The organism is Micromonospora sp. H33 (assembly GCF_052068455.1).
GTDB lineage: Bacteria > Actinomycetota > Actinomycetes > Mycobacteriales > Micromonosporaceae > Micromonospora.
Genome location: NZ_JBQHDE010000001.1, coordinates 131,444 through 156,238, shown reverse-complemented (window position 1 = coordinate 156,238; position 24,795 = coordinate 131,444). Strand labels below are relative to the sequence as shown.

Sequence of the window (24,795 nt, the reverse complement as noted above, 5' to 3'; positions counted from 1 at the left end):
GTGACCCCTGATGTCGCTCCATGTGATCGTCGGCGCCGGACCCGTCGGCACCGCCACCGCCCGCCTGCTCGCCGAGCGGGGTGAGCGGGTGCGGGTGGTGAGCCGCCGGGGCGCCGGCCCCGAGCACCCGGCCGTCGAGCGGGTCGCCGCCGACGCCACCGACGCCCACCGCCTCACCACCCTGACCACGGGCGCCGTCGCCCTCTACAACTGCGCGAACCCCGCGTACCACCGGTGGCCGATCGACTGGCCGCCGCTCGCCACCGCCCTGCTCACCGCCGCCGAGCACAGCGGCGCCGTGCTCGCCACGGTCGGCAACCTCTACGGGTACGGCCCGGTCGACGGCCCGATGACCGAAACCACCCGGCTGGCGGCGACCGGCACCAAGGGACGGGTACGCAACCGCATGTGGACCGACGCGCTGGCCGCGCACGAGGCGGGCCGGGTGCGGGTGACCGAGGTGCGCGGCTCGGACTACCTCGGAGCCGGCACCACCTCCCTCACCACGATGATGCTGCCGAGCGTGCTCGCCGGCCGCCGGGTGGTCGTACCGGCCGACCTCGACGTGCCGCACACGTTCACCTACGTGGGGGACGTGGCCCGCACCGTCGTCGCCGCCGCCACGGACGAGCGGGCCTGGGGACGCGCGTGGCACGTACCGAGCCCGCCCGCGGTCACCGTGCGGGAGCTGACCACCCGTGCCGCGGCCCTGGCCGGCGTACGCGCACCGAGGCTGACCCGCCTGCCGTACGCGGCGGTCTGGCTGGGCGGACTGGTCAACCCGTTCGCCCGTGAGCTGCGGGAGACGGCGTACCAGTTCGATCGCCCGTACGTGATGGACTCGACGGCCGCCGAGCGGACGTTCGGCATCACGCCGACCCCGCTCGACGAGGCGCTCGCCGAGACCCTCGGCGCGCTGCGGGCGAGCGTCGTCAAGCGTTAGGAAGGGTCCCTTCCACAACGCGAGGCGTTAAGAAGGGGCCCTTCCTTACCGTTTGGCGGCGATGAGGACGGCGACCAGGGTCAGCGCCGCGCCGAGCAGGGTGGTCGGGCCCGGGTGCGAGGCCGCGGTCGGCAGGATCAGGTCCACCGCGACCGCACCGACCACCTGGCCGGCGATGGTGGCCAGACCGAGCAGCAGGACCCCCGTGAAGCGGACGATGGCGGCGGCGACCGCGATGAAGACCACCCCGATCGGGCCGCCGACGTAGAGCCACGGCTCGGCGGGCAGCCCGCCGGCGGGACGGCCGCGGACCGCCACGTCGACCGCGAACACGGCCAGCAGGGCCAGCGTGCCGACGGCGAAGTTGACCAGCGTGGCGGTCAGCGCGCTGCCGGCCGCCCGGCTGACCCGCCCGTTGACCGCCTGCTGCCAGGCGATTCCCACGCCGGCGAGCAGCGGTAGCAGGGCCAGCGCCAGGGCGCCCGGGTCGCCGAGCCGGTCGCCGACCGCCAGCACGACCGCGACCACGGTGAGCACCGCCCCGGCCAGGCGCCGGGGCGTCACCGGCTGCCGCCCGGTCGGGCCGAGGCCGGCCCGGTCGACCGCGAGGCTGCTGCCGGACTGGCCGGCGACCACCGCCACGGTGAACACGGCGACGCCGAGGGTGCCGATCGTGAGACCCTGCGTCGCCACCAGGAACGCCCCGCACACCCCACCGAGGCACTGCCACGGACGCAGCGTCCCGGCCGCGAGCGCCCCGCGCAGGGCGGCCAGGCCCCGCCGCCCGCGCGGGGTGGCGGGGACCAGCGCCAGCAGCACCAGCAGGCCCACGCCGAAGGAGACCACCGCCGCGGCGATCCCGTCGGCCAGGCGTACGCCCAACTCGCCGTTGATCCGGGACTGCACGGCCACGGCGACCCCGCAGGCGGTCGCGAGGCCCACGCCGGTGATCCGGCGGGCCGCCAACGGGGTCGGCCGGACCAGAGTCCCGGCGGCGCTCACTCCTGCTCGGCCAGGGGGCGGCCGTCGAAGTCCACCGCCGAGTACAGCGCCAGCTTCTCCAGCCGGTGGTACGAGTCGATGACCCGGATCGTGCCGCTCTTGGACCGCATCACGATCGACTGGGTGTACGCGCCGCCGGCCTTGTACCGCACGCCGCGCAGCAGGTCACCCGAGGTGACCCCGGTGGCGACGAAGAAGCAGTTGTCGCCGGTCACCAGGTCGTCGGTGCTGAGCACCCGGTCCAGGTCGTGCCCGGCCGCGAGGGCCTTCTCCCGCTCCTCGTCGTCCCGCGGCCACAGCTTGGCCTGCATCACGCCGCCCATGCACTTGAGCGCGCAGGCGGCGGTGATCCCCTCGGGCGTGCCGCCGATGCCCATCAGCACGTCGACGTCGGACTCGCCCCGGGCGGCGGCGATGGCGCCCGCGATGTCACCGTCGGAGATGAAGCGGATGCCCGCCCCGGTGCGCCGGATCTTGGCGACGAGGTCGTCGTGGCGGGGCCGGTCCAGGACGCAGACGGTGACCTCGGACACGTCCGTGCCCTTGACCTTGGCGATGCGCCGCAGGTTGTCCGCGACGCCGGCGTTGATGTCCACCACATCGGCGTAGGCCGGGCCGACCGCGAGCTTCTCCATGTAGAAGACGGCGCTGGGGTCGAACATCGCCCCGCGCTCGGCCACCGCCAGCACGGCCAGGGCGTTCGGCATGCCCTTGCTCATCAGTGTGGTGCCGTCGATCGGGTCGACCGCGACGTCGACCTCCGGGCCGGTGCCGTCACCGACCTCCTCGCCGTTGAAGAGCATCGGAGCGTTGTCCTTCTCGCCCTCGCCGATCACCACGACGCCACGCATCGGGATCGAGTTGATCAGCTTGCGCATGGCGTCGACGGCGGCCCCGTCGCCGCCCTCCTTGTCGCCCCGGCCGACCCAGCGGCCGGCGGCCATCGCCGCGGCCTCGGTGACCCGGACCAGGTCGAGGGCGAGGTTGCGGTCGAGGTTCTGTGGGGTCCGCGTGTTCGTCATGACGGCTCCTCCTCGCGACGGTGCGGGGTGGACCGGCAGGGTGTCGCCGCTGCCGGCTTTGTGGCTGATCCTCACACGATCGCGGGTGCCGTGTGGTGGCGGGGCGGTGATGGGTCGGATACGTCTCGTCGGGCGGCTGCGAAGATGTCGGGGTGGAACCCGCACAGCCTGCCGACCGCGTACCCGCCGACCGGACCCCGCCGGAGGGCCGGCCGCCGGTCGACCCCACGCCCGCCGGATCCGTACCCCCGGGGGAGCCGGCCCTGGTCGAGCCCGCCGGCGGCCCGGCGACGTCGCCCACGACGGGGGCGGCGGAGACCGGCGAGCTTCCGGCCCCGCCACCCGCCGCCGACGCGCGTCGCTCGGACCGCTCGCCGAAGGACATGGCGATCTCGCTGCTCGTGCTCCTGATCCCCATCGCCCTGCTGCTGGCCTTCTACCGGGGCTTCCTCGGCGGCGACCAGCCCACCGTGGTCGACCCGGCGCCCGCGCTCGACTCGGCGCGGGCGGCGAACGCCTTCCCGGTCAGCCAGCCGGAGGGCCTGGGTGAGGGGTGGCGCACGGTCAACGCCTCCTTCCGGACGGTCGAGGGCGGGGCGACGCTGCGCCTGGGTTACCTGACGCCGGAGGGGCGGGGCGCCCAGGTGGTGCAGAGCAACGTGCCGGCGGAGCGGCTGCTGCCCGCCGAGCTGACCGACCAGGGCCAGCCCCAGGGGCAGACCGACCTCGGGGGGCGCACCTGGCAGCGGTACACGGCCCGGGGCAACGAGCAGGCGCTGGTGCTGCTGGAACCGGCCCGTACGGTGATCGTCGTCGGTGACGCGCGGGACAACGAGCTGCGGGCGCTGGCCGGGTCGCTGGGCTGAGCCGCGCCCCCCACGTGTCGGCGGGATCGGCTAGTCTGCCCCGGCTCGATACCCGGCGGGATTCGTCACGCCGGGTGACGTCCTGTTTCGAAGAGAGAAGCCTGTGAACATTCGACGGTGGAGCGTCGGCGTCCTCGCCGCCACCCTGTTCGTCCCCGGCCTGGCCGCCTGCAACTCCGGCTCCACTGAGCCGACCGCCGCCGCCAGCCAGGCCGTGCCGGCCGACCCGAAGGAGGCGCTCCGCGCCTCGACCAAGGAGATCGAGAAGGGCAACTTCACCTTCACGATCGCCGGGGACGGGCTGACCGGTGAGGGCCTGGTGCACAAGCCCAGCAACAGCGCCACGATGAAGATCAAGTTCGACGACGGCTCCGGCAACTCCTTCAACATGGACCTGATCCACATCGCGCCGGAGAGCTGGGTGAAGGCCGACTTCGGCGCCCTGGCCGACAGCGTGCCCGCCCTGGCGAAGATGAAGGACAAGTACCAGCACCTCGACCAGTCCAAGGTCAAGGACTCGGACTCGCTCGGCATCAACCTGGAGGAGGACGTCGACCCGGCCGGCGCGGACGCGCTGGTCAAGGCCATCACCGACGTCCAGAAGACCGGTGAGGGCGCGTACTCCGGCAAGCTGGACGCCTCCGCCGTCAGCGACGCGGACGCCCTGGACGCCGACCTGGTCAAGGCCCTGGGCGACAAGGCCAAGGCGCTTCCCTTCACCGCGAAGCTGGACGCGGAAGGCCGGCTGACCGAGCTGGTGATCTCCGTGCCGGCCGCCGGTGAGTCCAAGGCGCACGACATGAAGGTCACCTACGCCGACTACGGCTCGGCCAGCGCGGCCCAGAAGCCGCCGGCGGACCAGGTCATCGAGGCCAGCGACGAGACCTACCAGATGTTCCAGTAGGACGGTCCGGCGTACGAGGGGCGGCTGCGGCCGCCCCTCGTCGCGTTCTCCGGCCGGGTCGTCCGTCCGGGCGATCCGGAGACACCGGTGATTGCGTGACGCGACAGCAGGGAACAGACAGGGGTGCGACCTGACCGGCTCCGGCAGCCGGACGTGGCTCGCGCGGCGCGGCCGATGGTGGCGCGCGCCGCCCGGTACCGGCCGCCGAGAGGCGTGCCGGGTGACCCACCTGGGAGACACGATGACTGTTCGACGCCTGAGCGCCGGCCTGGTGGCCGCCGCGTTGTTCGCACCCGGTCTCGCCGCCTGCAACGCCGACGGCACCCCGCAGGCCGGCTCGTCCGCCACCCCGACGACCACCGCGTCCGGCTCGGCGCCCGCGACCGGCGTCCCCGGGGACGCCAAGCAGGCACTGCTGGACTCGACGCGGGAGATCAGCAACGGCAACTTCCGCTTCACCATGTCCGGCGGCGGCTCCACCGCCGAGGGGCAGGTGCACGAGCCCAGCCAGAGCGCGCAGATGAAGGTGGTGCTCGGCAAGCCGACCGACGACCTGTCGATGACCCTCGATCTGATCCACATCAAGCCGGACAGCTGGGTGAAGCTGGACCTGGGCGGCCGTACCGCCAGCAGCGTGCCCGGCGTGCAGAAGCTCAACCTCGGCAAGTACCAGCACCTCGACCAGACCCGGATCCAGGGGAACCGGAACCTGGGCTTCGACTTCGACCAGGTCGACCCGGCCGGCAGCGCGGTGCTCACCCAGGGCGTCACCGAGGTACGGAAGACCGGCGAGGGCGCGTACGCCGGCACGCTGGACGTGTCGAAGGCCGCGGACGCCGGGTCGGTCGACCCCGCCGTGATCACGGCGCTCGGTCCGCAGGCGCGGACCGTGCCCTTCACCGCCAAGCTGGACCCGCAGGGCCGGCTGAGTGAACTGGTCCTCCAGATCCCGGCCGCCGGCCAGTCGGCCGCGCAGGAGATCCGGATCACCTACTCCGACTACGGCAGCGCCACGCCGGCGCAGCAGCCGCCGGCCGGCCAGGTGGTCGAGGCGCCCGCCGAGTTCTACAACCTCTTCAGGTGACGGGCGGTGCGGGGCGGCTTCCGGCCGCCCCGCCGCACGCCGGTCAGGAGTCCCCGGGCGCCTGGCGGGCGGCGTCGAGCCGGGCGCGGGCGCCGTCCAACCATGCCTGGCAGATCCCGGCCAGCTTCTCACCGCGCTCCCAGAGCGCGAGCGACTCCTCCAGCGTGGTGCCGCCGGCCTCCAGTCGCTCGACCACCGACGCCAGCTCGGCGCGGGCCTGCTCGTAGCTGAGCCGCTCGTCCTTCGTCTCGTCCGTCATCGGCCCCATCCCACCACACCGGGCGGACACCTCCGCCGACCGCCACCGGATGTCGCCGGCCGGCTCCTCCGTCCTCGTCGGTCAGCCGTCCACCGTCGCGGCCAGTTCACCGTCGGCGAGGCGTACCCGCAGCGGATCGCCCTTGGCGACCTCGGACGCCGCGCGGACGACGTGGCCGTCGGTGCGCTGCACGATGGCGTACCCGCGGTCGAGGGTGGCGGCCGGGGAGAGGGCACGCAGGCGGGCCAGCGTGTGCCGCAGATCGTCGTCGGCGGCGGCCAGCCGGTGGTCGAGGCAGCGGAGCGCACGCTGGCGCAGCCCGGTCACGTCGGTCGCGCGCTGGTCGACCATCACCTGCGGCCGGGCCAGCACCGGCCGCGACCGGAACAGGTCGAGGCGGTGCGACTCCCGGTCGACCAGGTTGCGTACCGCCCGCTCGAGCCGGGACCGGGCCTGCCCGATGAGGCGTACCTCCTCGGCGAGGTCGGGAACCACCCGCTTGGCCGCGTCGGTCGGCGTGGAGGCGCGGACGTCGGCGACGTAGTCGAGCAGCGGCGTGTCGGTCTCGTGGCCGATCGCGCTGACAACCGGCGTCCGGCAGGCGAACACCGCCCGGCACAGCGCCTCGTCGGAGAAGGGCAGCAGGTCCTCGATGCCGCCACCGCCCCGGGCGATGACGATCACGTCGATGCTCGGGTCGGCGTCCAGCACCTTGAGCGCGTCGACGATCTGCGGCACGGCGCTCGGCCCCTGCACCGCCACGTTGACCGTGCGGAACGCCACCGCCGGCCAGCGCCGGCGGGCGTTGGTGAGCACGTCCCGCTCGGCGGCGCTCGCCCGCCCGGTGATCAGTCCGATCCGGTTGGGCAGGAACGGCGGGCGGCGCTTGCGCGCCCGGTCGAAGAGCCCCTCGGCGGCCAGCAGCTTCTTCAGCTTCTCCAGTCGGGCCAGCAGCTCCCCGAGCCCCACCTGGCGGATCTCGTCGGCGCGCAGGCTCAGCGTGCCCCGGGCCGCGTAGAACTCGGGCTTGGCGTGCAGCACCACGCGGGCGCCCTCGTGCAGCTCCGGCGCGCCGGAGTCCAGCACGTCCCGATTGGTGGTGACGGTCAGGCTGAGGTCGGCGGACGGGTCGCGCAGCGTGAGGAAGACGGTGCTGGCGCCGGGCCGGCGGCTGATCTGCGCGACCTGCCCGTCCACCCACACCCAGCCCAGCCGGGCGATCCAGGCGCCGATCTTCTGGCTGACCACCCGGACCGGCCACGGCTCCTCGGAGCTGCTCCGCGGAATCTCGGCTCCCGTACTCACGCGCCCACCCTAGTTCCCCGCCCCGCCCCCGCCTGCGTTGATCATGAGGTTGACGGCGGTGTCGATCTCCGCGACTGCCGCCAACCTCATGATCAACGGGATTAGGCGTCAGCGGCGAGGGGAAGGGTGGTCAGGACCGCACCGGCCCGGGCCATCAGCTCGATTGCGTCGGGGGACTTCTGGATGACCATGCGCGCGTCCTCTCGTGCCCGGAAAAATGGGCTGCGGTGGCCCTGCGCGCTGCCGGTCCGCCCATTCTGCCAGGCGCGTGCCGCGGCTGTGGTACGGGTCGCAGCCGCTGCCGGTGGAGAAGCCGGCACGTACGATGGGCGGGTGACTGAGGTTGAAGCGACGTCCCGGACCGGCAAGCGCGTGATCCTGGCGAAGCCCCGCGGCTACTGCGCGGGCGTCGACCGGGCGGTGCAGACCGTCGAGGAGGCGCTCAAGCTCTACGGCGCGCCGATCTACGTGCGCAAGCAGATCGTGCACAACAAGCACGTGGTGCGCACGCTGGAGGCCCAGGGCGCGATCTTCGTGGAGGAGAACGAGGAGGTGCCGGAGGGCGCCACCGTCATCTTCTCCGCGCACGGCGTCGCCCCCGAGGTGTACGAGCAGGCGAAGGCGCGCTCGCTGAAGGCGATCGACGCGACGTGCCCGCTGGTCACGAAGGTGCACCAGGAGGCGAAGCGGTTCGCCGCCGAGGACTACGACATCCTGCTGATCGGCCACGAGGGGCACGAGGAGGTCATCGGCACCTCTGGCGAGGCCCCCGAGCACATCCAGTTGGTCGACGGGCCCGAGGGCGCCGACCGGATCACCGTCCGCGACCCGAACAAGGTCGTGTGGCTCTCGCAGACCACCCTGTCGGTGGACGAGACGATGGAGACGGTGGCCCGCCTGAAGAAGCGGCTGCCGATGCTCCAGTCCCCGCCGAGCGACGACATCTGCTACGCCACCAGCAACCGGCAGTACGTGGTCAAGGAGATCGCGCCGGACTGCGACGTCGTGATCGTCGTCGGCTCGAAGAACTCGTCCAACTCGGTCCGCTTGGTCGAGGTGGCCCTCGACGCCGGCGCCCGCGCCGGTCACCTGGTCGACTTCGCCGACGAGATCGACGACGCGTGGCTGGAGGGCGCGACGACGGTCGGCCTGACTTCGGGCGCCAGCGTCCCCGAGGAGCTGGTCCAGGACGTGCTGGCCCACCTCGCCGCGCGCGGCTTCGCCGACGTCGAGGAGGTCGTGACCGCCAACGAGCGGCTGACCTTCTCGCTGCCGCAGGAGCTCAAGCGGGAAATGAAGGCCGCCGCGGCGGCACAGGGCTGACCGTGGAACGCCGGCGGTCGCCGGTGCGTCAGAGACCGGTATGAGGACTTCTCGGCTCGCCCTCCCGGCGCTCGCCGTCTGCCTGGCGCTCGGCGCCTGCGGCGGCCAGGGCACGGGCGACGGCACCCCGACCCCGACGGGAGCAGCCCCGGTGACCACCCCGCCCGACCCGACGACCCCCGGCGCCACTCCGGCCGATCCGGCCCCGACGACGGTTCCGGTGCCCACCGTGAGCCCCAAGCGACCGGGCGGGCCGACCAAGCCCCCGCCGGTCGGGGCCGCCACGTTGACCGGGACGGTCGAGTCCGGTGTCGAGCCCGGCTGCCTGCTGCTCGACGGGTATCTGCTGATCGGCGGGCCGCGGGACGTGATCGCCGCCGGCGCGACCGTGACGGTGACCGGCAAGATCCAGCCCGACCTGATGACCACCTGCCAGCAGGGCATCCCGTTCCTGGTGGAGACCGCGGCCCGCAAGGGCTGACCGGCCCGTCAACGCATTGACGCAGGAGGCCCGCTCCCCGTGGGGGGAGCGGGCCTCCGCGTCGTGCGGGGGTTGTCAGCCGACCGACTGGACCACCACGTCGCCGCTACCGATCAGGATGTTCGTGTCGGTGCGGACCTGGATGTTGCCGTAGAGCACCCGGCCGCTCGTCGGAGCGAGCTTCGCCGTGACCGTGCCCGGCACCGTCCACGTGGCGCCGCTGGCCCGCGGGGCGTCGGCGTCCGTCACCGCCACCGAGCCGAAGGCGGGGTTGGTGAAGACGTCGACGTACTTGTACGACGTCGAGCCGGACGGAACCGCGTAGCCGTCGACCCGCACCTTCCAGGCACCCGCCGCCGGGTTGTTCACGGTCACCGACTCCTCCGAGTCGCCGTCCGCGCTCTGCCCGGCCGCCACGCAGGTGCCCGACGTGCAGTTGAACAGGAACAGGTCGAGGTCGGCGCCCGGGTCGGAGGTGCCGCCGATGGTCGCCCGAAGCTGGGTCGAGCCCGGGGTGACCGTCAGGTCGTACTCCTGCACCTGCTGGTCGGCGATGGTGAACGGGCCCTGCCGGGCGCTGCCCAGTGTGGTGCCGGTGGCTCGCCCGGTGAACGAGCCGAGCGTGCTGGTCAGCGTGTACGACCGGGACACCGGCGCGTTCGCCGTCGCCGACGCGATGACGTCGGGGTTCGGCGTGACGGTCGCCCCGAGGACCGAGGCGGTCAGCGTGAACGGCGTCAACTCGGCGTCCGACGTGCGCCGCGCGTCGACCGTGATCTCCCAGACCCCGGCCATCGGGTCCGACGCCGTGCGGCTGTTCGGCGAGCCGGTGGCGCAGGCGCCGGCGGCCGGGACGTAGCACGAGGTCGACGCGTTGTTGTCGACCGCCAGGCCGTACGGGTGGTAGCGGAGGAAGCGGGCCTGGCCCGTGCCCGCCGCACCGGTCGGGCCGGCGAAGTCCACCTTCAGCGCCGGGGTGCCGGCCGGCACCCGGACGAAGTAGTGCAGGGACTGGTTGCGCCCGACCTTGCCCTCGATGCTCACCTGGTAGTTGGCCGACGCCTCGAAGGTGTACGGGGCGATGACCGTGTTCATCGTCTGGTGGTCGATGCCGGTGGTGGCCGGGTCGTCGAGCCGCAGGACCGCCGAGTGGGCGCCCGGACTCGCCGGGTTGACCTGGACCGTCAGGGTGACCGGCTTGTTCAGCGGCAGCGAGATCGACGACGGCGAGGAGAACGTGCCGTCGTTGCCCACCCAGGACAGGTTGTAGGCGATCGTCTTCGACCCGCCGCTGGTGCGGGTGAAGGTGTAGGTGCGGGTGTAGGCCTTGCCGACCGTCACACCCTCGCGGTCGTAGATGCCGACACCCACGCCCGGCTTGGCGAGGAATCCGGACAGGACGGTGTTGACCGCCACGGCCGAGGTGATGTCCACCGTCTTGATGTTGGCGCGCAGCAGGTCGTACGCGGCCGGCACGTCGATCAGGCCGGCGCCCTGCTCGTACGTCCCGGTGTTGTCGATGAACCGTGCCGAAGACATGAGGGCCTGGCGGAGCTGCGCCGGCTGCGTCTGGACGCCGTCCGCCTTGGCGGCGCCGACGAGCAGCGCACCGGCCCCGGCGGCCTGCGGAGCGGCCATCGAGGTGCCGTTGAACATGGCGTACCCCGGCGGCAGCGCGTACGTGCCGGGGACCGGCCCGCCGAGCTGCCAGGTCGGCACGGTCGAGATCGCCGAACCCGGAGCGATCAGGTTCGGCTTGAATCCGCCGTCCTCACGCGGGCCGCGCGAGCTGTAGTAGTGCAGGCTCTCCGCGTACGGGGACTTCGAGCCGTAGTTCGACAGCCAGGTGTCGTCGGTGATGTAGGAGCCGACGCTGACGACGTTCTCGGCCACGGACGGGTCGCCGACGGTGTTGGTGCCGGGCCCGCTGTTGCCGGCGGAGAAGAACATCTGCACGCCGTACTGCTCGATCAGACGGTTGTAGAGCGCGGCGCGGGTGTTGTTGCCGTCGTTGAGGGCGGGGAGCCCACCGATCGACATGTTGATGACGTCCACGTCGGCCTGCTTGGCCGCGTAGATCATGCCCTCGATCATGGCGTGCGAGGTGCAGCCGGCCACGAAGAGGCAAACGCGGACCGAGATCAGCTCGGCGCCGGGAGCGGCACCGGTCATCGCGCCGCCGAACATGCCGTTGGCGGCCACGATGCCCGCCACGTGCGAGCCGTGGGCACCGGAGACGATGCCGATGTTGACGAACTTGCCCTTGCCGTCGACCTGCACCACGAACGGCATCGACTCGGCCACGGCGGTCGCCGGGTTGTCGGTGCCGAAGGTGCCCACGTCGTTGCGAACCTTGTAGTCGGTCATCGCCGTCTGGTCGGCGAACGAGCCGTCCTGGTCGGTGTCGACCCAGACCGTGGATTCGCCGTCCCACAGCACGCCGAAGACGCCGCTGCTGCCCGCCGGGTTGCCGTCGCGGTTGACGTCGTTGCCGAGCTCGCCGCCCAGGTTGGGGTTGCGCTCGTCGAAGGTGCCGAAGCGGTATGACCCGGTACCGGGGGCGGTCCAGCTCCGCCCGCCCGCGGTGAAGGTCGAACCCGAGACGTTCGTGGCCATGCTGACCCAGGTGGGGTCACCGTCGTCGGTCGGGTGCGTCGCGGTGACCCAGTCGACGATCTTGCGCTGTCCGGTGGTGGTCTTCTGGAGCGCCGGGTGGGCGAGGTCGACGCCCGTGTCGACGATCGCCACGGTCGCCCCGCGGCCGTCCCGGGTGGGGTTCGCCGCCGTGAAGCTCGCCGCGCCGGTGTCGCGGATCGGCATGTACGGGTTGTCGGTGGACGTGCCGGCACCCGGGGCGGGCTGCGGCGCGGGCGCCTCGGCGCCGTCCGGCCGTGGGTCGGGCAGCTCGACGACCGCGTCGACCTCCGCCGTCTGCACGCCCGCCAGCGTGGCGACGCGCTCGGCGCGGTCGATCGCGACGCGCGCCCGCAGGTACCCGAGGTCGTCGTCGCGGTAGCCGATCTGCGCGCCGAGACCGGCGAGACCGTCGGCGACGGTCCGCGCCTCGCCGGCCTTCGCGGCGACGAGCACGGTGACTGTCTTGTCGCCCTTGGTCCTGGCCTCCGCCAGGCGCTCCAGGTCGGTGGGGCTCCAGCCGGCGGAGGCGGCTTTCAGCACGCCGGCATCGGTGGGCTGGCCGGCCGTGGCCGGGTTGGCCACCGCGGTCAGGGCCAGGGCGCCGGCGGTGACCGCCGACGCCAGGAGCGCGGCGGTGGTGCGGCCGCGCCGACTGTGGGGGATCTTCACGTCTCTTCCTCCGGGGGAGAGCAAAGGGGGCCCTGGGGGTTGCAGGGGCATGCCCAGTGACGGCCGTGAGCCAGCTCACGCCGCCACTCCTCCAGCGACGGCTGTGACGCTGGCGTTACGTGTGACCAGCGCCGCAGTAACAGTGACCCGAATGCTTGCTCCACGGCAACGACAACCGGCTATAACGATGCGTCGATCGGTTGATTGCGGCGGCCCGGACGGACGGTGACCAGTGTGGACATGCCTGCGGCGCGGGTCCCGTCGCTGGCGCGGCCACGTTGGCCGGCCCTACGGCAGGAGCCCGCCCCCGGACGGGGACGGGCTCCTGCGGGTACTACGGAAGGTCAGTTCACCGCGCCGATGGAGACCGCGCCGCGGCCGACGACCGCGCCCTCCGACGTCACCACGGCCAGCTCACCGTAGAGCGCCCGGCCGGCGGCCGGGGTGGACTGGGCGGTCACCGAACCCGTGAGGGAACCGGTGGCGCCGTGCGCCAGGGTGAGCGGGGTGGTCGACGCCGACAGGGTGCCGAGCGCCGGGGCCGAGAACGAGTCCCGGTAGTCGTAGGCGGTGCTGCCACCGGCCCCGTCGACCGCGTACCCGTCAACGACCACCCGGTAGGTGCCCGCCACCGGGTTGGTGATGGTCACCGCCTCCTCCGAGTCGCCGTCCGCGGCCCGGCCGACCTCGGTGGTGCCCCGGAAGACGAACAGGTCGAGGTCGGCGGCGGCGTTGGCCGGGTTGCCGATCCGGGCGGTGAAGCTGGTCGCGCCCGCCGGCACCTCGACGGTGAACTCCTGGGTGGTGTGTTCGGTGATGGTCGGCCGCTCCGCGTGGACGCTGGAGAGCGGGCCGCCCTGGCCGGTCACCGTGACCGGGCCGAACGTGTTGGTCAGATCCCAGGTGACCGGGGCCGCCTCACCGGCGTTGACCGCCGGCAGCTCGACCACGGCCGGCTCGACCTTCACACCCTGGACCCGCGCCTGGATCTGGTACGGGTTGTTCAGCGACGGCGAGGTACGCCGCGACTCCACCTCGATCTCCCAGACCCCGGGGATCGGGTTCTGGTAGTCCCGCTCGTATGCGTTGCAGGTGCTGGCGAAGTTGGTGTAGCAGGCCAGGCTGGAGGTGCTCTCCACCGGAACGCCGTACGGGTTGAAGGCGATGAACCGGGTCTGCGAGCCGGTGGCGATGCCGGACAGGTTCACCTGCAGCGCACCGGCACCCGGCGGCACCGTCAGGAAGTACGACGTGGAGCTGTTCCGGTCCACCGAGCCCTCGGCGGAGTAGGAGAAGGCCGGCTTCCGGACGTCGTTCGAGACCACCACCACGGCGGAGACCTCGAAGTCGATCCCGGTGGTCGCCGGGTCGTCGACCGTCACGATCGTGCCGTGCGCCCCCACGGCCTTCGGCTTGGCGGTGACGGTGATGGTGACGGTCTTGTTCAGCGGCAGCGTGACGGTCTTCGGTGCCGAGAAGGTGCCGTTGTTGCCGCGCAGGCCGACGTTGTGCTTGATGTTGCCGGCCGGGCCGCTGGTGCGGGTCAGCTTGACCTGGTAGGTCTTCGACTGCCCGACCTTGTGGCCGCCGTCGGCGGAGCCGCAGCGGTTGTAGACGCCGGTGCCCCGGTTCGGGGTGGCGAGCTGGCCGGAGAGCACCGTGCAGACCGGGGCGTCGGAGGTGTAGGAGCGGGTCTCCACACCCTTGCGCAGCAGCTTCCAGGCACCCCGCACGTCGAACATTCCGTAGCCCTGGGCGTACGTCGGGACGCCGTCGATCGGCTTGGCGGAGCTGTAGATCGCCCGCCGCAGCATGGCCGGCGTGATGCCCTTGTCGGTCGCCTTGGCGGCCGACAGCAGCAGCGCGGCGGCGCCGGCGGCCTGCGGGGAGGCCATCGAGGTGCCGTTGAACATCCCGTAGCCCGGCGGGAGGGCGTAGCCGGCCTCGGGGACCGGGCCGCCGGCCTGCCAGACCGGGGTGGTGGAGATGGCCGAGCCCGGCGCGGCGACGTTCGGCTTGGCGCCGCCGTCCTCGCGCGGGCCCCGGGAGGAGAAGTTGAACAGCGCGTTCTTCTTCTTCACCACCGAGCCGTAGTTCGCCAGCCAGGTGTCCTTGCTGACGCTGGCGGCAACGCTGACCACGTTGGACGAGACGGACGGGTCGCCGATGGTGTTGACGCCGGGGCCACTGTTGCCGGCGGAGATGAACATCTGCACGCCGTAGGTGGTGATCAGGTTGTTGTACAGCTCGGCGCGGGCGTTGTTGCCGTCGTTCAGCGCCGGCAGGCCACCGATCGACATGTTGATGACGTCGACCCGGCGGTTGATCACCAGGTCGGCCATGCCGGTGGTGAGGGCGGCGAACGTGCAGCCGCCGCCCCACGAGCAGGCCCGGGCGGAGACGATCTTGGCGCCGGGGGCCGCGCCGTCGAACGCGTCGTTGCCCAGCATGTCGTTGGCGGCGGTGATGCCGGCGACGTGGGTGCCGTGCGCGCTCTCGATGATGCCGATGTTGACGTAGTCGACCAGGCCGGGGCCGCCGACCGGGGCGGTGTCCACGCCCTTGCGGTACTCGACCACGAACGGCATCCGCTCCCTGACCGGCGTCGCCGGGTTGTCGGTGCCGAAGTAGCCGATGTCGAACTTCTCCTTGTACGGCCGCATGACGGCCTCGTCGGTGAAGTCGTTGTCCTGGTCCGTGTCGACCCGGACATTGTTGGTGGTCGGGTCGAAGAGGATGCCGAAGGCGTCGGTCTTGTCGCCGTCGCGGTTGACGTCACCGCCCGGCTCGCTGTTGTTGGTGACGGACTCGCTGAAGCGGTTGAACCGGTAGGTGCCCGCCGGGGCGGTCCAGGTCGCACCGGCCGCGCTGAACGACGGGCCGGCGACCTCGGTGATCATTGCGCGCCAGGTGGCGTCCTCGAACGGGTCGGTTGCGGTCACCCAGTCGACGATCTTCCGCTCACCGGTCGTGGTCGTCTGCAGCGCCGGGTGCTCCAGGTCCACGCCGGAGTCCATGATGCCGATGGTGACGCCGCGGCCGTCCCACTCCGGGTGCTCGTCGACGAACCCCACCGCGCCGGTCTCGTTGGTCGGCATGTACGGGTTGGCGGCGCGGGTGTCGGCACCCGGACCGCTCAGCGTCTCACCCTGCCGGGCCGCCTTCTGGCCCGACGGCGCGGCCTCCGGCTTCGGGTCCGGGAGCTGGATCTTCTCGTCAAGGTCGACCGCCGAGACGCCGGGCAGCGTGGCGGCCTTGACCACCTTGTCGGTGGGCACCTTAGCCAGGACGTAGCCGATGGTGTCGTACCGTTCGGTGACTGCCGCGCCGAGCCCCTTCAGGTCGTCGGCGACGTCCTTCGCCTGGCCCTTCTCGGTTGCGACGATCAGGGTGACGGTCGGGGCCTTCTTCGCCTCCGCCTCGGCGAGCAGCTTGGCGTCGTGGGCACCCAGCGCCTCGACGGGGGTGGCCGGTGCGGTGCTGGGTGTGGCGGGTGCGGCGCTCGCGGTGGCGGCACCGCCCGCGACGGTCACGGCACTCGCGGCCAGGACCGACGCGAAGAGCGCGGCGGAGGTACGCCGGCTCAGGTTTCGGGGTTTGCTCACGTTCTCTTTCCTCCAGAGAACAGGGCCCTCAGATGCAGGGCACGCGTGAGCGAAATCCTTCGCGGTATCGATGTCCGGTGTCACTACCGGCGAGTTCGTTGTGACCATCTCGTGACATGCGCGGACACGCATTGTCACATCCACCGCCCGGTGAGGACGGACGGTGATCGTCCACTCAGGCCCCCGGCTCCAGCAGCTCCGGGGCCTGGGGCTGGCGCGGAGTGATCTCGACCTGCGCCGGCGTCGGCAGCTCGTCGCCGGAGACGCCCAGCTCGGCGAGCTTGCGGGCGCTGACCAGCACGCGCGCCTCCAGCGAGCCCACCGCCCGGTTGTACGCGGTGACCGCCCCGCCGAGCGACGCGCCCAGCTTGCCGACGTGGTCGCCCAGGGTGGACAGCCGCCCGTACAGCTCGCGGGCGAGGGAGTGCACCGCCACCGCGTTGCGGGCCAGCGCCTCCTGCCGCCACGAGTAGGCGACCGTGCGCAGCAACGCGACCAGAGTGGCCGGGGTCGCGAGCACCACATTGCGGGCGAACGCGTGCTCCAGCAGCGTCGGGTCACGCTGCAACGCGACGTCGAGGAACGGGTCGGCCGGCACGAACAGCACCACGAACTCGGGCGCCTGGTCGAAGGCGGCCCAGTACGACTTGGCGGCCAGCGCGTCCACGTGGGCGCGCAGGTGTTTCGCGTGCGCGTCGAGGTGGCCGTCCCGGCCGCGCTCGTCGCGCGCCTCCATCGCCGTCAGGTACGCCTCGAACGGCGCCTTCGCGTCGACCACCACCGAGCGGCCGCCGTGCAGGCGCACCACCAGGTCGGGTCGGACCCCCTGGTGGTCGGTCGCGGCGGTGACCTGCTCGGCGAAGTCGCAGTGTTCCAGCATGCCGGCCGCCTCGACGATGCGACGCAGCTGGTGCTCGCCCCACCGGCCCCGCACCTGGGGCGCCCGCAGTGCCGCCACGAGCTGCTTGGTCTCCGTGCGCAGCTCACCGGAGACCGCGCTCATCGTGCGGACCTGTTCGCGCAGCTCGGCGTACGCGTCGACCCGGTCGCGTTCCAGCTCGGCGACCCGCAGCTCGTACCGCCGCAGGGTCTCGTGCAGCGGTGCCACCGCGCGGGCCACCGCCTCCTGGGACTGCGCGGTGGCCTCGTAGCTGAGCGCGCGCATGGACTGCTCCAGGCGGCCCTCGCCCTCCCGGGTGGCCGCGAGGGTGGCCTCCAGCCGGGCGACGTCGGTGGCCGACCGGACGCGGGCGGCGTACCAGCCCGCCGCGCCGCCCGCCGCGAGGCAGACGACCACCACGGCCAGCGTCGAGAAGTCCATGCCGCCGAGCTTGCCAAACGGGTACGACGGGGCGCGCGTGGGTACGTACCCGTCATGGAACTTCTGCTGTGTCTCGGCATCGTGGCCCTCGGCGCGGTGATCGCCTTCGCGGTCGCCCGCGCCCAGGCCGGTGCCCGTCGGGGCGACGAGCTGGCCGACGCGCGGGCGGAGGCGCAGCGCTGGTACGAGCGCCTCGGCGGCCAGTTGCTGACCCTCCAGGGGGAGGAGCCCGCGGTGCGGCAGGCCCTGGCCGACGCGGGGGAGCGGTACAACGCGGCCGGCTCCCAGCTGGAGCAGGCGCGGACGCCGCACCAGTTCGCGCTCGCCCGGGAGACCGCGCTGGAGGGGTTGGCGTACATCCGGGCGGCCCGTACCGCGATGGGCATCGACCCGGGGCCCGAGCTGCCGCCGCTCGCCGCGGCCCGGGGCGCCGGGCAGCTCACCCGGGAGCGCGAGGTGGACGTGCAGGGACAGACCTTCAAGGCCGGCCCGCAGCCGGGCCGGGACACGCCCTACTACTACCCCGGTGGGCGGTTCCAGGGCCGGCCCGTGCCGGCCGGCTGGTACTCGACGCCATGGTGGAAGACGGCGCTGGGCGCCGGCGCCGGCGTGGTCGGCGGCCTGCTGATCGCCGACGCGCTCTTCTCCCCGATGTGGGGCGATCCCGGGTACGGCGCCGGCTACGAGGAGGGCTTCCAGGACGGGGCCGACCAGGGCGCCGGCGATGTTGGTGGCGAGGGCGCCGGGGACTTCGGCGGCGGTGATGTCGGCGGCGGCGACTTCTGAGCGGCCGCCGTCCCGCCGGACGTGCAAGGAAGGGGCCTTGTTAACAGACGTCTGTTAACAAGGGCCCCTTCCTTGCACGTCAGCCGGTGTTGCGCATGCCGGCGGCGATGCCGTTGACCGTGGTGAGCAGCGCCCGTTCCAGCGCCGTGCCGTCACTGGGTGCGCGCCGGCCACCCGGCGCGGTGGCCACCGCCCGGCCCGCAGCGCCGGACTCCCGGTACTGCCGCAGCAGCGCCACCTGGAGGTGGTGCAGCGGCTCCAGGTAGGTGTCCCGCACGGCGAGGGTCCGCTGGAGCACCGGCGAGTTCTCCAGCAGCGCCGGCGAGGCGGTCACCGCGAGAACCTCACGCTTGGTCAGCTCGTACTCCTGCTCGATCTTCTGGAAGATCGGGTGCAGCTTCTTCGGCACCAGCGTCTCCACGTACCGGCGGGCGATCGTCAGGTCGGTCTTGGTCAGCATCATCTCGACGTTCGACAGGAACGTCCGGAAGAAGTGCCAGCTGCGGTGCATCTCCGCGAGCACGTCGGCGTGGCCGGCCTCCCGGGCGGCGGCCAGGCCAGAGCCCACCCCGAACCAGCCGGGGACGATCTGCCGGGTCTGGGTCCAGCCGAACACCCACGGGATGGCCCGCAGGCCGGCGAGCCCGGCGCCGGTGTTCGGCCGCTTCGCCGGCCGGGAGCCGATGTTCAGGGCGCCGAGCAGTTCGGTGGGGGTGGACGCCCAGAAGTACGCGGCCAGGTCCGGGTCCTCCACGAGCGAGCGGTACGACCGGTACGCCGACTCGCTGACCACGTCCATCGTCGCGTCCCAACGCTCCAGCATCTCGGCGGGCTGCCGGGGCGCGGTGTGCAGCAGCGTCGCCTGGAGCACGGCGGCCATGGTCAGCTCCAGGTTCTCCCGGGCCAGCGCGGGAAGCGTGTACTTGTCCGAGATCACCTCGCCCTGCTCGGTCACCTTGATCGCGCCGTCGAGCGTCCCGTACGGCTGGGCCAGAATCGCCTCGTGCGTGGGCCCGCCGCCCCGGCCGACCGTGCCGCCGCGGCCGTGGAAGAGCCGCAGGTGCACGCCGTGCCGGGCGGCGACGTCGCGCAGCGCGCGCTGCGCCCGGTGGATGGACCACTGGCTGGTGGTGATGCCGGCCTCCTTGTTGGAGTCGGAGTAACCCAGCATCACCTCCTGCACGTCACCGCGGGCCGCGACCAGCGCCCGGTACGCCGGCAGCGACAGCAGCTCGTCCAGCAGGTCGCCGCCGGCGTTCAGCTCGGCGGGCGTCTCCAGCAGCGGCACGAAGCCGATCCGCGCCCGGCCGCTGTGCACGTCGATCAGGCCGGCCTCGCGTGCCAGCACGACCGCGGCGAGCACGTCGTCCACGCCGAGGGTCATCGAGATGATGTACGACTCGATCACCTCGGGGCCGAACCGGTCCTGCGCCTCCCGGATCGTGCCGAACACGTCGAACGTCTTGCGGGCCGACTCGGTGAGCGGCGTGTCGAGGGTGGACAGCGGCCGGCGGCCGGTCAGCTCGTCGGCGAGCAGCTTGCTGCGCTCCAGCCGGCTCAACGACGGGTAGTCCTCCACCTCGCCCACCGCGCCGTAGAGCTGGGCCAGCACCTCGTGGTGCTTCTCGGCGTGCTCGCGGACGTCCATCGTGGCGAGGTGCAGGCCGAAGGCGGACACCGTACGGATGGTCGAGGCGAGCCGGCCCACGGCGGTGAGCTGGCCGGAGTTGCGGGCCAGCGAGGCGCGCAGCAGCTCCAGGTCGGCGATCAGCTCGCCGGACCCCCGGTAGTCCCGCCCCGGCACGTGGGCGGTGCCCTGCCGCAGCCGCTGCCGGGTGTTGGCGAGCTTCGCCTTCACACAGCGGGCCTTGAGCCGGTACGGCTCCTCGGCGTTGACCCGGCGGAACCGGGGCGCCACCTCGGGCAGCGCGTCGAGGTCGGCGGCGAGGCTGGCCGAGAGGTCCAGCGAGACGCCGCGGAGCCGCCGGGAGACCGACACCTCGTTGATGAGCTGGTCCATCGCCTTCTCGGTGGCCGCGATGCCGTGCTCGTGCTGGATGATCAGCACCTCGCGGGTCACCGTGGGCGTGACGAACGGGTTGCCGTCCCGGTCGCCGCCGATCCAGGTGCCGAACGTCAGCGGCCGCGCGGTCGGCGAGGTCTCCACCCCGAGCGTCCGCAGCGTGTCGGCGAGGTCGTCGAGCACCTGCGGCGCCGCCTCGGCGTACAGGTCGCGCAGGTAGTAGATGGCGTTGCGCGCCTCGTCGGTCGGATCCGGCCGGTCCAGCCGCAGCTCGTCGGTCTGCCACATGAGGTCGAGCAACTCGGCGAGGCGGCGGTTGGCCGGGCCCTCGTCGCTCGCCCCGTACAGGATCGCGTTGGACGTCTCGGTGTCCAGCTCGTCGGCGATCGCGCGGAGCTTCGACAGGATCGACCGGCGGGCGGCCTCGGTGGGGTGGGCGGTGAAGACCGGGCGGACCGCGAGGCGGCGCGCCACCGCGGCGATCTCCTCGGCCGGCACACCGCGCTCGGCGATCATCTTGGCCGCCTGGTCCAGCCAGCCGCCCTGGATCGCACGGCGGCGGCGCAGGTCGCGGGCGCGGTGGACCTGCTCGGTGATGTTGGCCAGGTGGAAGTACGTGGAGAACGCGCGGGCCAGCTTGGTGCCCGTGGTGACGTCGAGCCCGGCGAGCCGCTGCGCGGCGGCCGGGGCGTCGGTGCGGACCTGGGCGCGGATGTCCTCGACGAGGTCGAGCAGGGGGCGGCCCTCCTGGCGGGCGAGGGTCTGCCCGAGCAGGGTGCCGAGGCGGCGGATGTCGGCGCGCAGCGCCGCGTCGGGCCCGTCGTGGTCGTGCTGGTCGGTCACGGTGCGCTCCTTACGTGAGTACGAAGGACAGCGCTGTCCGACTCCCTGGATCGTATCCGCGTGGACCGGGGTGTAAGGAGGGGCCCCTTGTTAACACCTTCTGTTGTGGAAGGGTCCCTTCCTGACGTCTCAGGCATTCGCGCTGCTCCGGGCCGGTGCGACGGCACGGACGGCTCGGCCGTGGCGGTGGCGGAGGGTGTCGGCGATCACCCCGCCAGCCTAGGGTCCGGTTCGAACGTGTCATGCCGTTTCAGCCCGTCGCCGGCGCGGATATGCACTGGCGTACGTCGGTAGCGTGCGGATCATGCCCACGTTGCGTTATCCGCCGAAGCCGCGCCCCGGCGACCGGGTCGCGGTCGTGTCACCCTCCGCCGGCCTGCCGGGTCTCTTCCCCGAGGTGTACGAGCTGGGTCTGCGCCGGCTGCGCGAGGAGTTCGGCCTGGAGCCGGTGGAGTACCCGACCACGCGCGTCATGGGCGCCGACCCGCGGGACCGGGCGCGGGACCTGACCGCCGCCTTCGCCGACCCGACGGTCACCGCGGTGCTCGCCACCGTCGGCGGGGAGGACCTGATCACGGTCACGCCGCACCTCGACGACGCGGTGCTGCGGGCGAACCCGAAGCCGTACGTCGGCTACTCGGACAACACCAACCTGCTCAACCACCTGCACCGGCTCGGCGTGGTCTCGTACCACGGCGGATCGGTGCTGGTGCACCTCGGCCGACCGGGCGCGCTGCACCCGCTGACCGTCGACTCGCTGCGTGCCGCGCTCTTCACCTCCGGGTGGTACGACCTGACCCCGGCCACCGAGTGGGGCGACCAGCCGAACGACTGGAACGACGCCGCCACGTTGGCCCAGGAGCCGGTGATGTTCCCGGGGACGGGCTGGACCTGGGCCGGGCCGGCGCGGATGGTCGAGGGCCGGATCTGGGGCGGCAACCTGGAGGTGCTGCACTGGCTGCTCGCCGCCGACCGGGTCGCGCCGGTGGCGGACCTGGCCGGGTCGGTCTTCGTGCTGGAGACCTCCGAGGAACTGCCGTCGGCCACCGAGGTCTTCCGAATGCTGCGCAACCTGGGGGAGCGGGGGCTGCTCGGCACGTTCCCGGCGGTGCTGGTCGGGCGGCCGAAGGCGTGGGAGTTCTCCCGGCCGCTGAGTCCGGCCGAGAAGGTGGCGTACGCGGAGGAGCAGCGGGCCGCGGTGACCCGGGCGCTGGCGGCGTACAACCCGGACGCGGTCGTCGTGTTCGACCTGGACATCGGGCACACCGATCCGCAGCTGATCCTCCCGTACGGCGGCGACGTCCGCGTCGACGCGGTGACCCGCCGCGTCTCGGTGCGCTACTGACCGCCCCGGCCAGGGAAGATCCACTCGGTGCCCCCGGCATGGCGGTATCCGGCACGGTGGGATGCCGCGATGCCCAGGATCTCGTGCGGATCTTGGCGGGTCACTCCGGTCAGGCGGCTACGACGGCGAAGGCGCGGACCGGGAAGGTGCCCATGCCGGCCACCCGTGGTGGCGCGGCGGTGAACCGGAACCCGGACGGGGGCACGGCGTCGAGCCCGGTCAGGTGCTCCACGATCGGGATCCCGGCCGCCAGCAGGGTGCTGTGCGCGGGGCGCTCGCCGGCCGCGGCCGGGCCCATGTCGTCGATGTTGATCGAGTCGATGCCGACCAGGGTGGCGCCCGCCTCCACGAGCGCGCGGGCAGCGTCGCCGGTGAGGTACGGGGCGTCCGGTGCGCCGTACCGCTCCGTGCCGAAGTGCGCCGACCAGCCGGTGTGCAGGAGCACCGCCCGGCCGGCCACGTCGTACGGGGCCAGGAGCAGCCGGTCCACGGCGCGGGTGCCGGCCGGAACCCGGACCACGATCCCCGCCAGGTCGGCGAGCCGGTCCAGCGGGATGCCGGTGAGGTCGGGGCCGTCGGCGTAGCGGTGGGCGGGGGTGTCCACGTACGTGCCCGTGTTGGCGATCATGTCGATGCGGGCGACGTGGAACTCGGTGCCCGGCGCGTAGTTCGCGCGGGACGCCTCCCGGGTCAACCAGTCGGTGATCCGCGGTGCCGGCCAGCTCGGCAGCGTGACCATCCCGTCGGAGATCGGGTGGCTCAGCTCGATCAGCCGGCGGCCCGGCTCACCGCCGCCGGCCCTGGTCACGCCGCGCCCGCCCTTGTGCGGTTCCTCGATGATCGTCTTGTTCGTGACCCGTACCTCGGCGACCATCAGCAGCCCCAGGTGCCGGACGAAGAGTGCGGCCAGGTCCGCGTCGTCGATCTCCCGGCCGGGGATGTCCAGCCGGAACCCCTCGGCGCGGAGCCCACCGCCGTTGGCGAAGGTGACCTCCGCGTCGAACTGCACGCGCCACTGTCCGCTCATCCCGCCAGCCGATCATCATCGCGGGGCCGGGTCAAGATCCGTCCGGCGGCCGGAGGCGCCGCGCTGGGGATGCGGCACCTCCGGGGATCGGCGTCGGGTCGCCGCCGGCGACCCGCCCGAAGCGGAGTGGCGGGCCCCCGAAGGTGACCCGCCCGGACGGGAGCTGCGGGCCTCCCCGAACAGGCCCGCCCACCCCCGACCGTCCCGGGCGACGTGTCCATCCTCGGGTCCGGCTGGGGGTGCGGTCTTGAAGATCCTTGCTCGGTTGGCGCTGGGAGAGCGCGGCGAGGTGTTAACCGGGGGCCCGTGCTCTACCGCAGGCGTTAACAAGGGGCCCTTCCTTACAACCTCAGGCGGCGAGGAGTGCGCGGAGGCGGGCGGGTGGGTGGCCCACGTGGTCCCGGACCACGCGGGTGAGGTGTGCCTGGTCGGCGAAGCCGTACTCGGAGGCCACCTCCCGCAGTGGCGGGCCGTCCGCCTCGGCGAGGGTGTCGAGCACCGCCCGCACCCGCAGCCGGTTGCGGTACGCCGTCAGGCTGCTCCCGGTGACCCGCTGGAAGACCCGGCTGAGGTGGTGCGGCGAGGCACCCACCTCGCGGGCGACCTCGTCGAGGGTGAGCGAGAAGTCCGCCGCGGCCAGCACCTCGCGCGCCCGGTCGGCCAACTGCCGGTGCGCCGCCAGCGTCGCCGCGCGTCGGCCGACCGCCCGGTCGAGGTCGGTCCCGGGTCGGACGCCCGTGACGTGGCCGAGCAGCCGGTCGAGGAACCCGTGCAGCCGCTCGCCCATCTCGAACGGGTCCAGCCCGCGCCGGAACTCCGCGACCAGCAGCCGGTGCGCCAGGTCCAGCGACCCGTCGGACGAGCCCTCCCAGCCGGCCTCGTGCAGCCACCGGGCGGCGTCGGACCGTTCGGCCAGCACCTCGGGGTCGATCTCCAGGCAGGTGTACGAGTCACCGCAGCCGAGCGGGTGGGCCACCGCCATCTCGTCGCCGGGCCGGGTGAGCAGCACGGAAGTGGCGTCGGAGAACGCCGTGCGGCCGTTCACCCGGCGCCGGTATACGCCCGACCGGCCGAGCATGACCTTGTGCGTCGTCTCCGCCGCCGGCTCCGACCAGCCGTGATGCTCGACGATGCACCGCACCTGATAGGCCAGGATCCCCTGGGGGTGGCCCAGCACCCGCCAGCGTGCCGGCGACGTCCGTCGCCGTGGATCACTGCCAATTCCGTCCGGCATGCGTCCTCCCCAGGTCGTGGCCGCCGGTGCAGAGCGCGATCCACGCCACGCGGGCGTCGATCGTCTCCCCGGAGAGATAGTGTCGACTGGTGTACCCCCCGTCCAGCCCGGACGAG

The 24,795-nt window shown here is 72.7% G+C and carries 18 protein-coding genes; 8 read left to right on the top strand and 10 right to left on the bottom strand.

The features are described from left to right. Positions 1-10 precede the first annotated feature (10 nt). A complete protein-coding gene (locus ACTMS0_RS00705; RefSeq protein WP_441153102.1) occupies positions 11-943 on the top strand; it encodes an NAD-dependent epimerase/dehydratase family protein in 933 nt (310 codons plus the stop codon). 45 nt (positions 944-988) lie between these two features. Here the strand turns inward: ACTMS0_RS00705 and ACTMS0_RS00700 are convergent, their stop codons facing one another. After that, positions 989-1,945 carry a DMT family transporter gene (locus ACTMS0_RS00700; RefSeq protein ID WP_441153101.1) on the bottom strand — a complete coding sequence of 319 codons (957 nt, stop codon included), beginning with the start codon at positions 1,943-1,945 and terminating at the stop codon, positions 989-991. Next, positions 1,942-2,967: a class II fructose-bisphosphatase gene (gene glpX / locus ACTMS0_RS00695; protein ID WP_441153100.1), complete on the bottom strand. Its 1,026-nt coding sequence runs from the start codon at positions 2,965-2,967 to the stop codon at positions 1,942-1,944. The genes ACTMS0_RS00700 and glpX overlap by 4 nt, the downstream gene beginning before the upstream one ends. A 152-nt stretch (positions 2,968-3,119) precedes the next feature. Between glpX and ACTMS0_RS00690 the strand changes: the two genes are divergently transcribed. From ACTMS0_RS00690 to ACTMS0_RS00680, 3 genes are all read left to right on the top strand, one after another. Continuing rightward, the gene (locus ACTMS0_RS00690) at positions 3,120-3,833 is read left to right on the top strand and encodes a DUF4245 domain-containing protein (RefSeq protein ID WP_441153099.1); all 714 of its coding nucleotides are present in this window, start codon (positions 3,120-3,122) and stop codon (positions 3,831-3,833) included. 103 nt (positions 3,834-3,936) lie between these two features. Next, positions 3,937-4,737, top strand: coding sequence for a hypothetical protein (locus tag ACTMS0_RS00685; RefSeq protein WP_441153098.1), 801 nt, complete (start codon positions 3,937-3,939; stop codon positions 4,735-4,737). 241 nt (positions 4,738-4,978) lie between these two features. Beyond that, complete coding sequence (locus ACTMS0_RS00680) at positions 4,979-5,821, top strand: hypothetical protein (RefSeq protein ID WP_441153097.1); 843 nt, start codon at positions 4,979-4,981, stop codon at positions 5,819-5,821. Positions 5,822-5,864: 43 nt separating this feature from the next. On the opposite strand, the gene ACTMS0_RS00675 is transcribed toward ACTMS0_RS00680, so the two are convergent. Both ACTMS0_RS00675 and xseA read right to left on the bottom strand, forming a co-directional pair. Continuing rightward, positions 5,865-6,080, bottom strand: a complete 216-nt coding sequence (locus ACTMS0_RS00675) for an exodeoxyribonuclease VII small subunit (RefSeq protein WP_441153096.1) — start codon at positions 6,078-6,080, stop codon at positions 5,865-5,867. Positions 6,081-6,161: 81 nt separating this feature from the next. Further along, positions 6,162-7,328 carry an exodeoxyribonuclease VII large subunit gene (gene xseA / locus ACTMS0_RS00670; protein WP_441153970.1) on the bottom strand — a complete coding sequence of 389 codons (1,167 nt, stop codon included), beginning with the start codon at positions 7,326-7,328 and terminating at the stop codon, positions 6,162-6,164. A gap of 390 nt (positions 7,329-7,718) precedes the next feature. On the opposite strand from xseA, the gene ACTMS0_RS00665 reads away from it, so the two are divergent. Together ACTMS0_RS00665 and ACTMS0_RS00660 are read left to right on the top strand one after the other, a co-directional pair. Further along, positions 7,719-8,708, top strand: a complete 990-nt coding sequence (locus tag ACTMS0_RS00665) for a 4-hydroxy-3-methylbut-2-enyl diphosphate reductase (protein WP_441153095.1) — start codon at positions 7,719-7,721, stop codon at positions 8,706-8,708. Between the two features lie 40 nt (positions 8,709-8,748). After that, a complete protein-coding gene (locus ACTMS0_RS00660; RefSeq protein ID WP_441153094.1) occupies positions 8,749-9,189 on the top strand; it encodes a hypothetical protein in 441 nt (146 codons plus the stop codon). 75 nt (positions 9,190-9,264) lie between these two features. Here ACTMS0_RS00660 and ACTMS0_RS00655 read toward each other — a convergent pair whose 3' ends face one another. The 3 genes from ACTMS0_RS00655 to ACTMS0_RS00645 form a co-directional block, all read right to left on the bottom strand. Next, complete coding sequence (locus ACTMS0_RS00655) at positions 9,265-12,495, bottom strand: S8 family serine peptidase (RefSeq protein WP_441153093.1); 3,231 nt, start codon at positions 12,493-12,495, stop codon at positions 9,265-9,267. Between the two features lie 344 nt (positions 12,496-12,839). Further along, the gene (locus ACTMS0_RS00650; protein ID WP_441153092.1) at positions 12,840-16,100 is read right to left on the bottom strand and encodes a S8 family serine peptidase; all 3,261 of its coding nucleotides are present in this window, start codon (positions 16,098-16,100) and stop codon (positions 12,840-12,842) included. A 175-nt stretch (positions 16,101-16,275) separates the two neighbouring features. Continuing rightward, positions 16,276-17,421, bottom strand: coding sequence for a DNA recombination protein RmuC (locus tag ACTMS0_RS00645; RefSeq protein WP_441153091.1), 1,146 nt, complete (start codon positions 17,419-17,421; stop codon positions 16,276-16,278). Between the two features lie 54 nt (positions 17,422-17,475). Here ACTMS0_RS00645 and ACTMS0_RS00640 point away from each other — a divergent pair, with 54 nt between their 5' ends. Further along, entirely contained in the window at positions 17,476-18,207 is a 732-nt protein-coding gene (locus ACTMS0_RS00640; RefSeq protein WP_441153090.1) for a hypothetical protein, read from the top strand. 79 nt (positions 18,208-18,286) lie between these two features. Here ACTMS0_RS00640 and ppc read toward each other — a convergent pair whose 3' ends face one another. Next, complete coding sequence (ppc, locus tag ACTMS0_RS00635; protein ID WP_441153089.1) at positions 18,287-21,073, bottom strand: phosphoenolpyruvate carboxylase; 2,787 nt, start codon at positions 21,071-21,073, stop codon at positions 18,287-18,289. Between the two features lie 304 nt (positions 21,074-21,377). On the opposite strand from ppc, the gene ACTMS0_RS00630 reads away from it, so the two are divergent. Continuing rightward, on the top strand, positions 21,378-22,418 hold the full coding sequence (locus ACTMS0_RS00630; RefSeq protein WP_441153088.1) for a S66 family peptidase: 1,041 nt from the start codon (positions 21,378-21,380) through the stop codon (positions 22,416-22,418). A gap of 109 nt (positions 22,419-22,527) precedes the next feature. Here the strand turns inward: ACTMS0_RS00630 and ACTMS0_RS00625 are convergent, their stop codons facing one another. Together ACTMS0_RS00625 and ACTMS0_RS00620 are read right to left on the bottom strand one after the other, a co-directional pair. Continuing rightward, positions 22,528-23,445 carry a cyclase family protein gene (locus ACTMS0_RS00625; RefSeq protein WP_441153087.1) on the bottom strand — a complete coding sequence of 306 codons (918 nt, stop codon included), beginning with the start codon at positions 23,443-23,445 and terminating at the stop codon, positions 22,528-22,530. Between the two features lie 349 nt (positions 23,446-23,794). Then, a complete protein-coding gene (locus ACTMS0_RS00620; RefSeq protein WP_441153086.1) occupies positions 23,795-24,679 on the bottom strand; it encodes a helix-turn-helix domain-containing protein in 885 nt (294 codons plus the stop codon). Positions 24,680-24,795: the final 116 nt, after the last annotated feature.